The sequence below is a fragment of the Guyparkeria sp. SCN-R1 genome (assembly GCF_003932495.1).
Lineage (GTDB): Bacteria > Pseudomonadota > Gammaproteobacteria > Halothiobacillales > Halothiobacillaceae > Guyparkeria.
Map to the genome: position 1 here is coordinate 83323 of NZ_QZMT01000004.1, position 13453 is coordinate 96775.

12 protein-coding genes are annotated in these 13453 nt (G+C 63.3%); 9 read left to right on the forward strand and 3 right to left on the reverse strand.

Annotation, left to right across the window (positions count from 1 at the left end; all coding sequences use genetic code 11):
• The first annotated feature begins 73 nt into the window (after positions 1-73).
• From D5687_RS03305 to D5687_RS03340, 8 genes are all read left to right on the forward strand, one after another.
• Positions 74-2674: an ATP-binding protein gene (locus D5687_RS03305; protein WP_125198344.1), complete on the forward strand. Its 2601-nt coding sequence runs from the start codon at positions 74-76 to the stop codon at positions 2672-2674.
• 4 nt (positions 2675-2678) lie between these two features.
• Positions 2679-4028, forward strand: a complete 1350-nt coding sequence (locus D5687_RS03310; RefSeq protein WP_240031403.1) for a sigma-54 dependent transcriptional regulator — start codon at positions 2679-2681, stop codon at positions 4026-4028.
• 275 nt (positions 4029-4303) lie between these two features.
• Positions 4304-4942 carry a TlpA family protein disulfide reductase gene (locus D5687_RS03315; protein ID WP_125198345.1) on the forward strand — a complete coding sequence of 213 codons (639 nt, stop codon included), beginning with the start codon at positions 4304-4306 and terminating at the stop codon, positions 4940-4942.
• A gap of 40 nt (positions 4943-4982) precedes the next feature.
• A complete protein-coding gene (locus tag D5687_RS03320) occupies positions 4983-6455 on the forward strand; it encodes a twin-arginine translocation signal domain-containing protein (RefSeq protein ID WP_204742124.1) in 1473 nt (490 codons plus the stop codon).
• A gap of 254 nt (positions 6456-6709) precedes the next feature.
• Entirely contained in the window at positions 6710-7246 is a 537-nt protein-coding gene (locus D5687_RS03325; RefSeq protein WP_125198347.1) for a superoxide dismutase family protein, read from the forward strand.
• A 397-nt stretch (positions 7247-7643) separates the two neighbouring features.
• The gene (locus D5687_RS03330) at positions 7644-8063 is read left to right on the forward strand and encodes a hypothetical protein (RefSeq protein ID WP_125198348.1); all 420 of its coding nucleotides are present in this window, start codon (positions 7644-7646) and stop codon (positions 8061-8063) included.
• Positions 8060-8656 (forward strand): pentapeptide repeat-containing protein, encoded by a 597-nt coding sequence (locus D5687_RS03335; protein WP_125198349.1) that lies wholly within the window; start codon positions 8060-8062, stop codon positions 8654-8656. The genes D5687_RS03330 and D5687_RS03335 overlap by 4 nt, the downstream gene beginning before the upstream one ends.
• Before the next feature lie 220 nt (positions 8657-8876).
• Positions 8877-9146: a hypothetical protein gene (locus D5687_RS03340; RefSeq protein WP_125198350.1), complete on the forward strand. Its 270-nt coding sequence runs from the start codon at positions 8877-8879 to the stop codon at positions 9144-9146.
• Here the strand turns inward: D5687_RS03340 and dusA are convergent.
• The 3 genes from dusA to D5687_RS11240 form a co-directional block, all read right to left on the reverse strand.
• On the reverse strand, positions 9143-10150 hold the full coding sequence (gene dusA / locus D5687_RS03345) for a tRNA dihydrouridine(20/20a) synthase DusA (RefSeq protein ID WP_125198351.1): 1008 nt from the start codon (positions 10148-10150) through the stop codon (positions 9143-9145). The genes D5687_RS03340 and dusA overlap by 4 nt on opposite strands.
• A 54-nt stretch (positions 10151-10204) precedes the next feature.
• Positions 10205-10933 carry a sulfite exporter TauE/SafE family protein gene (locus tag D5687_RS03350; protein WP_125198352.1) on the reverse strand — a complete coding sequence of 243 codons (729 nt, stop codon included), beginning with the start codon at positions 10931-10933 and terminating at the stop codon, positions 10205-10207.
• A gap of 370 nt (positions 10934-11303) precedes the next feature.
• Complete coding sequence (locus D5687_RS11240) at positions 11304-11519, reverse strand: YjfB family protein (protein WP_158611728.1); 216 nt, start codon at positions 11517-11519, stop codon at positions 11304-11306.
• Between the two features lie 234 nt (positions 11520-11753).
• Here D5687_RS11240 and D5687_RS03360 point away from each other — a divergent pair, with 234 nt between their 5' ends.
• Positions 11754-13376 carry a methyl-accepting chemotaxis protein gene (locus D5687_RS03360; protein ID WP_125198354.1) on the forward strand — a complete coding sequence of 541 codons (1623 nt, stop codon included), beginning with the start codon at positions 11754-11756 and terminating at the stop codon, positions 13374-13376.
• Positions 13377-13453 lie beyond the last annotated feature (77 nt).

Below are 13453 nucleotides of genomic sequence, written 5' to 3' on the forward strand. Positions count from 1 at the left end.
TGTTAGCGCCAGTGGCGCCCTGGGGTAAGGTAACCTGTGACGCTTGGAGGATAGAGCCGATGCGCCGCCCGGTATGCTGAACCTTATCGACACCAAAGACGCAAACTGGCTGCGGCCGATTAGGCTGGGACTCAAGCCGGAGTTGTGGTTTCTGCTCTGGGTCGGGATTCTCCTGCTCGGCCCGGCGCTGTTCGTGAGCTGGTACGGAGACGGGCATAGCCTGCGCTACGTCGACTCCATTGCACACACCAGTCTCGAGGCCTTCTGCGGGCTAACGGCGCTGCTGATCGCCGGGCTGTTGTTTTCCCTCTCCCACCAGTACCGGCAGCTTTCGCTGGCCGTGTTCGGGTTCGCCTTTGCGGCGATGGGCGGGTTGGATATCTGGCATGCGGCGACGTCTCCGCGCGAACAGACCGAGCTGTTCATCAAGCTGCATACGCTCTCGGCGGTGATCGGTGGAGGCTTGATGTTGGCCGGCGTGGTTGTGCACTTCACCCGGGAGCCATCGGGGCGACGCAATACCATGACGGCGCAGTGGCTTTTCCTCTCGACGGTGGTGGTCGTGGGCGGAGCGCTGTTCATCGGCACCCTGACCGGAAGCGCAACCGGGGTCGAGGAGAGTTTCCCAATCGGCGCCCTGCGCCTGCACGAACTGGCGGGCGCCTTGTTTGCCGTGACCGCGACGGCCTGTCTCGTCTATTACCGTGCGACGCACCATTTGGTGGCGATGCTCGCCTCGGGGCTGATGTTGCTGTTCGCTGAGAGTGTCTACTTATTCCGCTTTTCGTTCTTGTGGGACATGGCATGGTGGAGCTGGCACCTGGTCAAGGCGGTCTTCTATCTCGGCATCCTGGTCGTCATCGCGGTGGGGCTCGTCATGGCGCTGCGTGCCGTGGAACGTTCGAGAAGCGAGCTGACCCGGGCGCACACCGATTTGCGCGACTCCAACGTCGAAAAGGAGGTCATCAACCGCGAACTCGCCATCCGCAACCGCATGGTGAGCGAAGCCATCAATTGTCTCGACCTGCGCGATGCCACGGAAGTCATTGGGCGGGCTCTGTCCAACTTCATCGATGCGGACGCTTACGAACTGATTCTGAGCGTCCCGGACGATGAAGTCCCCGAGTTGCAGCGTGGACTCGATCGCCAGCGATTGGCCTGGACGGTACGTGCCGTGAGCGAAAAACAGCTGCAGCAAACGGTCTCGGACGTGTGTCGCCCAGGGAGCGGCCCGTTCACGCTCAGCCTGCGGGCCAACGACAGGGTGTTCGGCATGCTCACGGTCCACATGCGCGAAGGTGCGACCTGTGGTGTGCCGTCGAGCCTGTTCTCTGACTTGGCGGCAGAGATCGGTCCGATCATCTACACCGCCATTCTCGACGAGAATCGCGTCGAGGCGATCGGTTTTCGCACCTCGCTGCTCAAGGTCACTTCCATGCTCGGTTCGACGCTGGAGCTGGACAATGTGCTCGAGCGCGTGTGCCGTGAGAGCACGCAATTGCTGGGCAGTGATGCCGCCATTGTATTCCTGCGCGGCGGGCAGAACCTGTCCATCGCGAGCCAGTGCATTCTCGCCAGCGGTCAGGCCGCGGAAGGAGCTGCCGACTTGCACTGGGCCGACAGCGATGGCGGACGGACGTTGCTCAAACAGCTTCTGCGTACGGGGCAGCCGGTGGCGCTCCTGCACAAGGGTGAAGGGCCGCCGCCACTGCGATTTGCCAGCGCGACCTGCGACTGGGGGGCGGCGGCCGCCTTCCCGCTGCGCCGTGACGATGACTTGGCGGGCGTGATGGTGCTGCTTCGCAAAGAGCCGGTCGCCTACAGCCGGCCGACCCTGGACAAGGGCATGTTGCTCGCCGAGAGCGTGCGCATCGCTGTCAACAATAGCCGCGCCTACAAGGACCTGAGAGATGCGAACTGCCAACTGCGCGAGGCCGAGGCACAGAAGCTGCGCGCCGAGCGTCTGGCCGTATTGGGGCAAATGGCCGCCAGCGTGGCGCACGAGGTGCGAAACCCGCTGGGAGCAATCGAGAACTGCCTCGCCGTGCTGCGAAGCAGTGTGGCGGGGCAAGCCAAGGGCCGCGATGCCCTGGAGATCGTGGAGGGAGAGGTACAACGGCTGGAGCGCCTGACAGGAAATTTCCTCAGCTTCGGAAAACCCCGTGAACGGGCATCGCAAGCCGCCTATCCAGTCCGGATTGCGGAACAGGCGATTGCGCGTATACGTCATCATATTGCGCAGGAACAGCTCCCGATCCGGATCGCACTCGATGTGCGCGGGCAGTCCGGTCCGGTTCTGCTCGACAGCGATGGTTTTCACGAGGTGCTTTCGAATTTGCTGCTAAACGCTACACAGGCTATCGAGGGCGAAGGCCGAGTGGAGATCTCGGTGCGGGTACGGTCCGAGCGGGCGTACGTCATGGTCAAGGACGATGGGCCTGGTATTCCTGCGGACCGACGCGAGGAGATCTTTGAGCCCTTCGTCTCGCAGCGTTCCCACGGCGCGGGACTCGGCCTGGCAATCGTCCGCCAGCTGGTGGGGACGTGCTCCGGTCGGCTGCGCATTTTCGGTGGACCGGGCCGAGGTACCTGCTTCGCGCTCAGCATTCCGCGCACCCGTCCGCGGGAGAGTCCGGCGAACCGAGTCAAGTCGGAGGTGCGGTGGCATGATTAGGGTATTGATCGTCGACGATCAGCGCAGTCTGCGTCGCAGCCTGGGCCTGCTCCTGGAGAACGCCGGGATGGAAGCCAGCCAGGCTGTGAGTGGGAAAGAGGCCCTCGCAGTTCTGGAGAGCGGGCACCATGATGTGGTGATCACCGATTTGCGCATGGACGGCATGTCCGGTACGGAATTGTTGCACGAGGTGCGCGCTCGCCATCCCGAGATCCCCGTGATCCTGATCACCGCCTACGGCTCGATCGAGTCCGCCGTCGAAGCAATGCGCGGTGGGGCCTTCGATTATCTCAAGAAGCCATTCAAGGAGCATGAGATTCTGGAGAAGATCCGCGAGGCATGCGCGTTGCGGGACCAGCGTCCAGGTGCCGGCGAGCGGACACAGGATGAGAAGGACGCAGGCATGGTAGCCGAGAGCCCCGAGATGAAGGCGCTACTGATCCGTGTCGATCGCCTGGCCGCCACTGATATCAACGTTCTGATCAGCGGTGAGACGGGCACGGGCAAGAGCCATTTGGCCCGGCTGGTTCATGATCGGAGTTCGCGCCGGGACGGGCCGTTCGTCAGTCTCAACTGTGCAAGCGTGCCGGAGCAACTCATCGAGAGCGAGCTGTTCGGTCATGTCAAGGGCAGCTTCACCGGAGCGACACAGTCGAGGGCCGGGCTGTTCGAGGAAGCGGACGGCGGCACTATCTTTCTCGACGAGATCGACACCCTTTCCCCTGAAATGCAGGCGAAACTGCTTTCGGTCCTGCAGGACAAGGAGGTGCGCCGCGTCGGCTGCAACCGCCACACCCGTGTGAATGTGCGCGTCATCTCCGCGGCAAACCGGGACCTGCGCCAGTTGATCGAGAATGGCGAGTTCCGTCCTGACGTGTTCTATCGGATCAACGGCGTCCGTTTGCACCTGCCGCCGCTTCGCGAGCGACCGGATGATCTCCACAGGCTGGTCGACCGCTTCGCCCGCGAATTTTGCGAGAAGCACGGTCGGCCGCGGGTGCGGCTGGACGATGAGGTGCGGGCGCGTCTGTTCTCCTATCACTATCCAGGCAACGTCCGCGAGCTGGCCAGCCTCATCGAGCAAATGACCGTGTTCGCGGATGAAAGCGGCCGAGTCGGCATCGATGACCTTCCCGAAGAGTTGGCGGATGCGGACACTGCGTCTGTACCCGGCGCTGCCGCGTTGCTCGCCGATGAGGGCTACAATCTCGCCGATTCCGAGCGCATGATCATTGAGGCTGCGCTGCAGCGCTTCGGGAACCTGTCCGAAGCCGCCCGGGAGCTCGGCATCGGCCGCACTACGCTGTGGCGTAAGATCCGTCATTACGGCCTCAACGACAACCCGGCCAGATAGGACAAGTAGTAACGCTTTTCGTCTGTTTCAACCCGGAACGTCTGTTTCGCCCCCGCCTCGACTTCCTCGTTCCACCCCGGAACACCTGCTGAAACCGGTTCACGGTTCCTGGCCTCCATACCCGCCGATACGCGCTTGTACCGGGCCTTTCAGGGCCTTTCCGGGCGCTGGCACAGCTATTGCTTCAAAGATCAGTGCGCGGCCTCGGACCGTTGCATACGACGCGGCAGAACGGGCCACGCATCAACAAGATCGATCCATTGGAGGAATGCGATATGACAGAAAACACTGAGAAGCGTGCACGCACGCTCATTGGTGCGGCCAAGAGGCGCTCCGGCGTCTTCGGCGCCGCCACGTTCGCGGGGCTGCTCGCCTTTTCCCTGTCCCAGCCGGCACTGTCGGCACAGGAGGAGGGGGCCTTCCCCACTGCAGATGAAGTGGGCGGCGATGTATTCCCCGACGGACTCAAAGCAGGCGACCCGTTCCCCACCGATATCGAACTCTACGATGCCAACGGCAAGCCGGTGGAGCTTGCTGAGCAGCTAGACGGCAAGCGTTCCGTCCTGGCGCTCTTCATCAGCGCCGTTCCGGCCTCGGTGGGGGAACTTAAGGCGCTCGAGAAGGCGGTGGATACCAATTCCGCGCAGCTTTTGTTCCTGAACACCGATCAGGTCGGCACCGCTTTGCTAGGCGGTGACAAGATCAAGGAAACGGCTCGCACGCTGCGGGTGATTAAGCACGAGGAGGGCTTGAAGAGCCCCATGTTCGTTGCGCCCAATAACGTTTTCGCACCGAACGGCCTTTCCAATCGGCTGGGCATCCGCGGTCTGCCGACCGTGGTGGTGGTCAAGGCGGACGGCACAGTGGAGAACGTGTTCGTCGGCAGCCAGGACTGGAACAAGCGAAAGATCTGAATTTGCACCTGTATATAAGAACGGAGTAATCATTATGAGCATGAACAGAAGGCAGTTTCTGCGAGGGACATTGGCCACCGGCGCTGCCGGCGTGGCGGGACATATGGGGCTCGGCCTGGGGGCCTCTCCGGCATTCGGGGCGGTCCACGATGCCCGGGGCGAGGGCACTCACGAGCTGTTTAAAAAGTTCAAGGGCAATGTCGTGCTCCTTCCCGGCAAGTACAGCGGCACGGTGTCGGCCCTCGACCTGTCGGCGCCCGAGACCCTGGCCTGGTACAACTACGGGCTAGACGGCATGGATATGCCGATCCCTCACCATATCGCCGCCATGCCGTCGGCGGATCCGTACAAGAGCTTCGATTTCTACCAGACCATGCAGCCCCCGGGTGCGCCCTACGTCAACGAGAACTCTCCGGAGTGGCGTGATCGGGGCGATTTCAAGATGTACAAGATGCGCTATGACGGCAGCGGCCAGCAGAACCGCATCAGCGTCGTCTCTGACGTGTCCGAAGCCACCGGCATGGGCCTGGGTGTGCACGTTTCCATCGGTGTCGGTCAGAATGCCAACAAGTATGTCGCCTACGCCGACGGCCAGAAGGACATGGTCCTGATCACCGACCTGGGTGACGATCCGAAGATCGTCAAGGCCTTCAAATGTGACTACGACCCGGTGTCCCGTCAGCTCCACGTCTCGCACATCTTCCCGGACAGCTCCACCGGCAAGTTCGATCTGCTCGGACGCAAGGGCATGAAGACCTCGCACGAGGCCATGTTGGGCGAAGAACTCATGCCGGCAGATCCCACGGCGGTGTTCGTCGACGCCTGGACCTGGCATCCGGAGCTGCCGCTGGGGGCGATCCTCATCCGCCGTCTGGGCTGCTGTGTCATCGTGAATACCGAGACTTGGGAGCCGGTGGCGCTGTTGTCCACGGCCAAGGGCTCTCCCGACACCTTCCCGGAGGTCAAGCAAAAGGGCTCCACCTGGACCTACTCGGTGCCGTCGGTGCTGACGCCCCTGCACGAAGCCGGATTCACGCCGAGCGGCGAGTACTTCCTGGCGTGCAACAACGTGCTGCAGAACAACATTGCGGTGTTCCGCTCGACGGATCCGGATCCGCTCAAATGGAAGAAAGAGGCCTTTGTCGAGGGCTTTGGGCGCAAGTATCTGCCCCTGCACATGGGGAACGTGCCCGATTCTCGCTGGGTGTTCTTCACCATCTGGGCCCGCAAGCCCAACAACGGTTATATCTGCAAGGTTGATCCGAAGACCTGGAAGGTGGTGGCCCAGTGGGATACCGGCCCGGACCCGCACACCTGCGACTGCACGGTGGACGGTAAGTACATCACCACGGTGTACAGCGGCCACCAGGCCGGACAGTCGGGGCTGGTGGTGATCAACGCGGATACGGACGAAATCGTCGCGCGTCTGCCGAGTCCTGCCGGTCACCACGACCACGTGGTGGTTCCCGAGAGCTGGGAGGGCCTCAAGTCCTCGCGCAGCACCTCGGTGTAGTGCTAACGGAGGCGGCGTTCTCGCCGCCTCCGTTCTCGTTCAATAGAAGGGCAGACATGCGCAAACCGGCCAGCCCCTAGCAGGTGGCGATGGCGAGGTGCTTCGCCATCATGACGAGTAGCACACGCTTAACCGCAACCTGCTGGGCATCGTGAATGTGAACTTCAACGAGCGTTGGGGGTTTGCCATCAAGGTCCCCTTCGAATGCCGTGGCAGAACCGCGGCACTCTCGCAACAACGAGTAGGAGACGAATATGAACAAGCGTGTATTGGCAATGACGGCTGCGGCCCTGAGTTTGGCGGCCGCACAGGTTTGTGCCGGTGAGGTAACCGTCACCCTGCATGAAGTCGATGCCGAGGGGGTGGGCGGAGAGGTCGGGCACATCACCCTGCGCGACGGCGATCACGGCCTGCTGATGATGCCTGACCTCGATGGACTGGCCCCTGGGCCTTACGCAGTGCATGTGCACGAGAACCCGGACTGCGGGCCGCAGCGCAAGCACGGGCACATGGTCGCGGCCGGAGCCGCGGGAGGCCATTACGACCCTGAGAGCACGGGTCAGCACGCCGGTCCGTACGGAGCCGGGCACTTGGGTGACCTGCCCGTGCTGGTCGTCGAGAGCAACGGGCAAGCCCGGGTTCCGACGTTGGCGCCGCGGCCCAAGGTGGCGCAGTTTCAGGGGCGCTCCTTGTTGATCCATCACGGAGCGGATCGCTACGCCGAGCATGCCGCTCATCAGCACGGCAAGGGCGGTGCTCGCATGTACTGCGGCGTAATCGAGGACGACTGACCTTGCGCGATCGGTCGCGACCGTTTCAGTGCGGAACGAGGCGAGGCTCGCCAGTTCGGGATCCCGTTTCCCCGTGAAACCGGTCCGCGTTGCGTTCACAGGCGGTCAATCACTTGGAACTGCACTCGCACTGGCACGCAAGTTGCGAAACCTGTGGTGTGGAAACAAGTGCATCACCACGGTGTATGTCGGTCACCAGGCTGGACAGTCGGGGCTGGTGATCGACAGAGATACGGGCGATATCGTCGCGCGTCTGTCGAGTCCCGGCAGTCACCACCAGCGCGTAGTGTTTCCCGAGAGTTGGGAGGACCTCAAGTCGTCGCTCAGCACTTCGGTGTAGTGGGTAACGGAGGCGGCGTTCTCGCCGCCTCCGTTCTCTTTCAAGAGGAGGGTAGAGATGCGCAAACTGATCAGCCCCTGGCAGGGGGCGATACTCGTTCTAGGGATGAGCATTGCAATGGTTTCGCTGACGTGGGCCCATGGCAACGAGCACCAGCCGAAACTCGAGGGCACGCACGGCGGGATGCTACGGGCCACGGAGCAGTATCACCTCGAACTGCTGGTGGAACAGGAGCGGGTACGCATATGGGTGACCGACCATGCCGACAATCCGCAGCCCACGAGCGGGGCTCAAGGCCGGGCCATGATCGCGTCGGGCGATCGCAGGCTGTCGGTGACACTCGCGCCGGAAGGGGACAATGAGCTGTCAGGTCGCCACCCTGACCTGCGCGATGCTGATGACCTTCGTGTTGCCGTGACGGTGAGCATGCAGGGAGAAGGGCCGGTTCAGGCCCGTTTCACCAAGGTGACACAATGATCAGGCGTGCTGCAACGGCAGTCATGATTCTTGGGGCGGCAAGCACGGCCTGTCTCGCGGAGCCGCAAGACCAGCTGACGAACACCAATGCCTGCGTGGAATGCGACCTCTCCGGTGTCCACTTCGAGGGCGCCAACCTGTTGGGCGCGGACTTGCGAGGCGCGAACCTGGACGATGCCGACCTCAGAAAGGTCACCCTTACCGCATCCGATCTGCGTGGCGCCAGCCTAGTGGATGCCGATCTTCGCGGTGCGATTCTAGGCGGCGTCAACTTTGCCGAAGCAGACATGCGCCGGGCGCGGTTTGATGGCGCCTATCTGACTCGCGCCGATTTCACCCGGGCTGTCATGCATGAGGTGAGCATGATCGACGCGCGCCTCGATAGCGCCGTTCTGGAAGGCGCGGACCTCAGCGGCGCCAATCTTCAGGGCGTGGACTTGTACGATGCACGGTTGTTCTTCTCGGTGCTGTCTGGGGTCCGCCTGGAAGGTGCCGACCTGAGCTTTGCCGACGTGGTCGAGGCGGAACTCGAGGAAGTGCGCACCGACGAGACCACCGTCTGCCCGGACTCGGAGCCAGGGCCGTGCTGGTAACCTAGCTCGCGGCGAGCGAAGAGGGCCCCCAGGGGCGCGCAAGGGTCTCGATGTTTATGACCGCGTAGGTCGTGTGTCGCCGCACAGCCGGGGCCGGCGCCCGCGAATCGCAGTTGCGCGTCACTGCTCGAGAAAGTCGCTGAAGGTTTGTCTGAACAGCCGGATGCCGTGGTGAGTCCGAATCCGGGCACCTGTGACCGGTGTAGCGAGTGTGGCCCTGATGGCCGACCAGTCGGCCACCCGCAATCCCTTCGCCCGCGAACGCGCCCACTGGGCGGTGCGGGTCGAGGCTGTCGACCGCAAGGACGAGCGCTTTGCGGTCATCACCGCCGCCCTGCAAAAGCGCCACGGCAAGACAGTGGAACTGCTGTGCGGGCTGGGCGATTTCTATCTGTTGGGTCTTCACCCCGGGGTGGGCATTTACGTGAACGGTTTCGGCAACGCGTTCGAGTTGGATGGGCTTTCCGTCCGAGGTCACCGACGCAATTAGCTGAGCAACTCAATCGCCTCGTCGATCACGCTCGGATCATCGACGCGTCGCGGTGACTGTTCGCTCAGGTGGCGGCGGTAGGCACGCGCGCCGGGGCGGCCCTGGAACAGGGTCAGTATCGGCTTGATCAGGGTGGGCAGACGGGTGCCGCGGGCGATCTCGGCTGCCACGTAGTCTCGATACGCCAGCAGCGCAGCCAGCCGGTCGGCGGTTTTCCCGTCGTCGAACAGGGCCGCATCGATGTCGGCCAGCAGGCCGACGTTCTGATAGGCCGCCCGGCCGACCATCACGCCATCGACCTCGGCGAGCGCGGCGCGCATCGCCTCGATCTCCGTCAGCCCGCCGTTGAGCACCACGGTCAGGTCCGGACGTTCCCGCTTTAATCGCGTGGCGAACTCGGGTCGAAGGGGTGGCACGTCGCGATTCTGTTTGGGTGAAAGCCCCTTCAGCCAGGCCTTGCGGCTGTGGACGATGAATACCTCCGCACCACCCTGGTCGGCGACGATGTCGACGAATTCACGGAATTCATCATAGGTTTCCTGGTGATCGATGCCGATGCGGCTCTTGATCGTCACCGGCACGTCGACCGCCCCGCGCATGGCGGCAACGCACTCGGCCACCAGGTTGGGTTCTGCCATGAGGCAGGCACCGAACGCCCCGTTCTGTACCCGGTCGCTGGGGCAACCCACGTTGAGATTGATCTCGTCATAGCCCCACTCGGCGCCGATCCGCGCCGCCTCGGCCAGCGCCTGCGGGTCGGAACCGCCCAGTTGCAGGGCGACCGGGTGCTCGCTTTCATCGAAGCGCAGGTGCCGTTCGACATCCCCGTGCAACAGCGCGCCGGTGGTCACCATCTCCGTGTACAGCCGTGCGTGCCGGCTCAGCTGGCGGGCGAGAAACCGGTAATGCCGATCCGTCCATGCAAGCATCGGGGCAATGCAGAAGCGCCAGGGGCTGGGCGATGGCGTCGGGGCAGGGGCGGTTGATGGGATCGGATCGGTCATGACGGCGGTTTGCTCTCTCAGGGAGCGGCATTGTAGCGGGGGTAATGCCGAACGTCAGGGCAGTAAGGCCTTGATGATGGCGCTCAACCCGGCGATCGCCGCGATGCCGAGGATGATCGGGCGCAAGGCGCCGAAGGGGATGCGGTTGACCAGGCGCCCCGAGGCCAGGAAGCCGGCCAGTGTGCCGGGCAGGAGGGTGGCGAACAGCCACCACTCTCGGGTACCGATGAAACCACTGAAAAACAGGGCCACGGCACTCGCCAGGCTCGCGAACAGGAAGAAGGCGGAGAGATTGGCCCGCACCAACGGGCCCTGCTCGTTCTGGTAGATCAGGGCGATTGGCGGCCCACCCACGGCGGTGATGGTGCCCATGTAGCCCGAGGCGGCCCCGGCGATCACGCTGTTGCGCGGATTGAGGGCCGGATGGATGCCGACCACGCTCAAGACAACGGCGAGCAGGATGAGGATGCCGAAGGCGAGTTCGAAGCCCCGCGCGGTGAGCAGCGCCAGGGTCACGACGGCGAACAGTGTGCCAACGATGTCGCCACCAATGGCGAATCGCACCGGGCGGAAACTCAGACTCGAGCGGCTGCGCCACAGGATCAGGACGGTCAGCAGCACGGCGTTGAGGATCAACGGGCCGGGCAGGAACAGCGGGCTGATCAGAAACAGCAACGGCGCCGATAGGGTGCCGATGCCGTAACCGGCCAGCCCCTGCAGAAAGGCGCCGGCGAAGATGGCGAGGTTGGCCAGCAGCAATTGAAGAAGGGTGATGTCGTCCACAGGGCCTCGCGAGGGGCTGGCAACGAAAAATCCCCGGCGGGGCCGGGGATGACGGAACCGTTGGTTAAGGAAACTCTGCGCGGATGCCATGCCGCACTGCGTGCCGTGAGCCGGGCAGATGCAAGGCGCTCGTCCGCCGCGGAAGAGTCATTCTCTTTCCAAGGACGACAACGCAGCAGATGCCCGGCTCAAGGCACGCCCTACGGGGCTTGGCGAGTCGCCCGTGCTCCGCGTTGCGATGTCTTGACGTGGCCACCGGCACGTCCGCGACATCGGGCCTTGATCACGAACGGCTCGCCAGGCCAGAGTGGCATGGCGTTCGCGCAGAGTTTCCTAGACCGCTAGCGCGGTGGGCCAATGGCCGGTTGGATCAGGCGTAGGTGTTGATTTGGCCGCCGATCGGACCATCGCTGGCCGCGGTGCTGGTCTGGCCACCACTCTGGCCGATCGACTCGATCAGCGGCGCCATTGCCTGCTCCTGCGTGTCCATCGCCTGTTTCTGTACGCGCACACCCACTTCCTGTGCCAGTTGTGCGTTCGCCATGGCAGTTTGCATGCTGCCGGCGGCGGATACCGAGTCGGCCATGATGCCTCCTCCGTCGAAACGTGTGTTTATGGGCATATCACTAGCCGTGAATATGCTCGGCGCACGATCAGTGTACGCTGCTCCGCCTTTGAATTCACCTTCGCCAAAACGGCTTTCTGGCGCCCTTTGCATAAGGGTTCGCTAATTTGCGTGGGCAGGCTAAAGGTTTGCCTGCTTCGGCCGAAAAATCGATCGAAAGAAATTATCGCAAGTCATCGGTCTCAAGGAGTCGTAATGAACCGGCTGAATAACACCACCAAGATCCTTCTGGCGTTTGCCGTGTCCGCCGTGCTGTTTATCGGCGCACTCGGCTACGCGCTGATCCAGATGGACTCCGTCTCGGCGGAATACAAGCGCGTACAACTGGAGGACAACGCCCGTGTCGAGGCGTTGCAGGACATCATGAGCAACGGCCTGCTGGGTGGTGTGGCGACCCGAAACAAGGTCTTCCGTCCCAATCTCGAGGCGGCGATCAAGGTCGCCGGCAAGACCGACGAAGTGGTGCGTGCCGCCTTGGTCGAGGCCCGTTCGCTCACATCGGCGGACAACGCCGAGGCCCAGGGCCTGCTCGATGACATCGAGACCCGCTGGGAACGCGTCATGGCGGCCCGCTTGGCGGTCTTCGACCAGGTCGATGCCGGCAATATCGAGCGCGCCCAGCAGATCCTGGTGCAGGACGAGCATCCGGACTGGCAGCAGATCCGCAAGAACATCCAGTCGCTGATCGCCACGGCCAAGGAGCGCGAGGATGCACGTACAGAGGCGGCCGAGGACCACATGCTCGAGGCGCGCGCGGCCACCTTGTTCATCGGTGCCGTGGCACTGGGCGTGGGTATCTTCCTGCTGGTGCTGGTAATGGCGACCTTTACCCGCCGCATCCATCGCGTGATTCGCGCCATGGAGGACATTGCCGAAGGCGAGGGTGACCTGACCCGCCGACTGCCGGTGACCGGCAACGACGAGTTCGCCAAGCTCTCCCGCGCCTTCAACCGCTTCGTCGAGCGCATCCACAACCTCGTCCACGAGATCACCGATTCGACTGGCCAGCTCGCCGCCTCGGCCGAGGAAATGTCGATGATCACGCGCCAGTCGCGCGAGAGCACCCACGAGCAGAACGAGCAGACTCAGATGGTGGCCTCGGCGATCGAGGAGCTGACCGCTACCACCCGCGAGATCGCCGAGAACACCAACCAGACCGCGAGTGCCTCCAACGAGACCGAGGAGGTCACGCACAACGGTCAGCAGGCCCTCAAGCGCTCGATGGATACCGTGCATGAGCTGATGGGCTCGATGCGCAACACCGCCGAGTCGATCGGCGAGCTCGAGTCGCAGACCAAGGACATCGGCAAGGTGCTCGACGTGATCCAGGGCGTGGCCGAGCAGACCAACCTGCTGGCCCTGAACGCGGCTATCGAGGCGGCCCGAGCCGGCGAACAGGGCCGGGGCTTTGCGGTGGTGGCCGAAGAGGTGCGCAACCTCGCCAGCCGCACGCAACAGTCCACCGAGGAGATCAAGGGCATCATCGACGGCCTGCGCGAGCGGGCGCATCGGACGGTCGAGGCAATGGAAGTCAGCCAGTCACAGGGCGAGGCGACGCTGGAGGCGGTCAACGAGACCGACGAGTCGCTGGATGCGGTGGTGCGCCACGTCAATCACATCAACGAGATGACCATGCAGATTGCCACCGCCGCCGAGGAGCAGTCGGCCACGGTCGAAGAGGTCAATCGCAACCTCGAGCGCATCCGCGCCAAGAGCGAGGAGCTCGACGATGCCTCGCAGCAGGTATCCACCGCGGGTGGTGACCTCACGCGGTTGTCGGCCAACCTCGACGGGCTGGTCAATCGCTTCAAGACCTGAGGCGATATCGACGTCATGAACGTACGAAGGCCGGCAATTCAAATATGCCGGCCTTTTTCGTTGCTGTTGTGATGAGG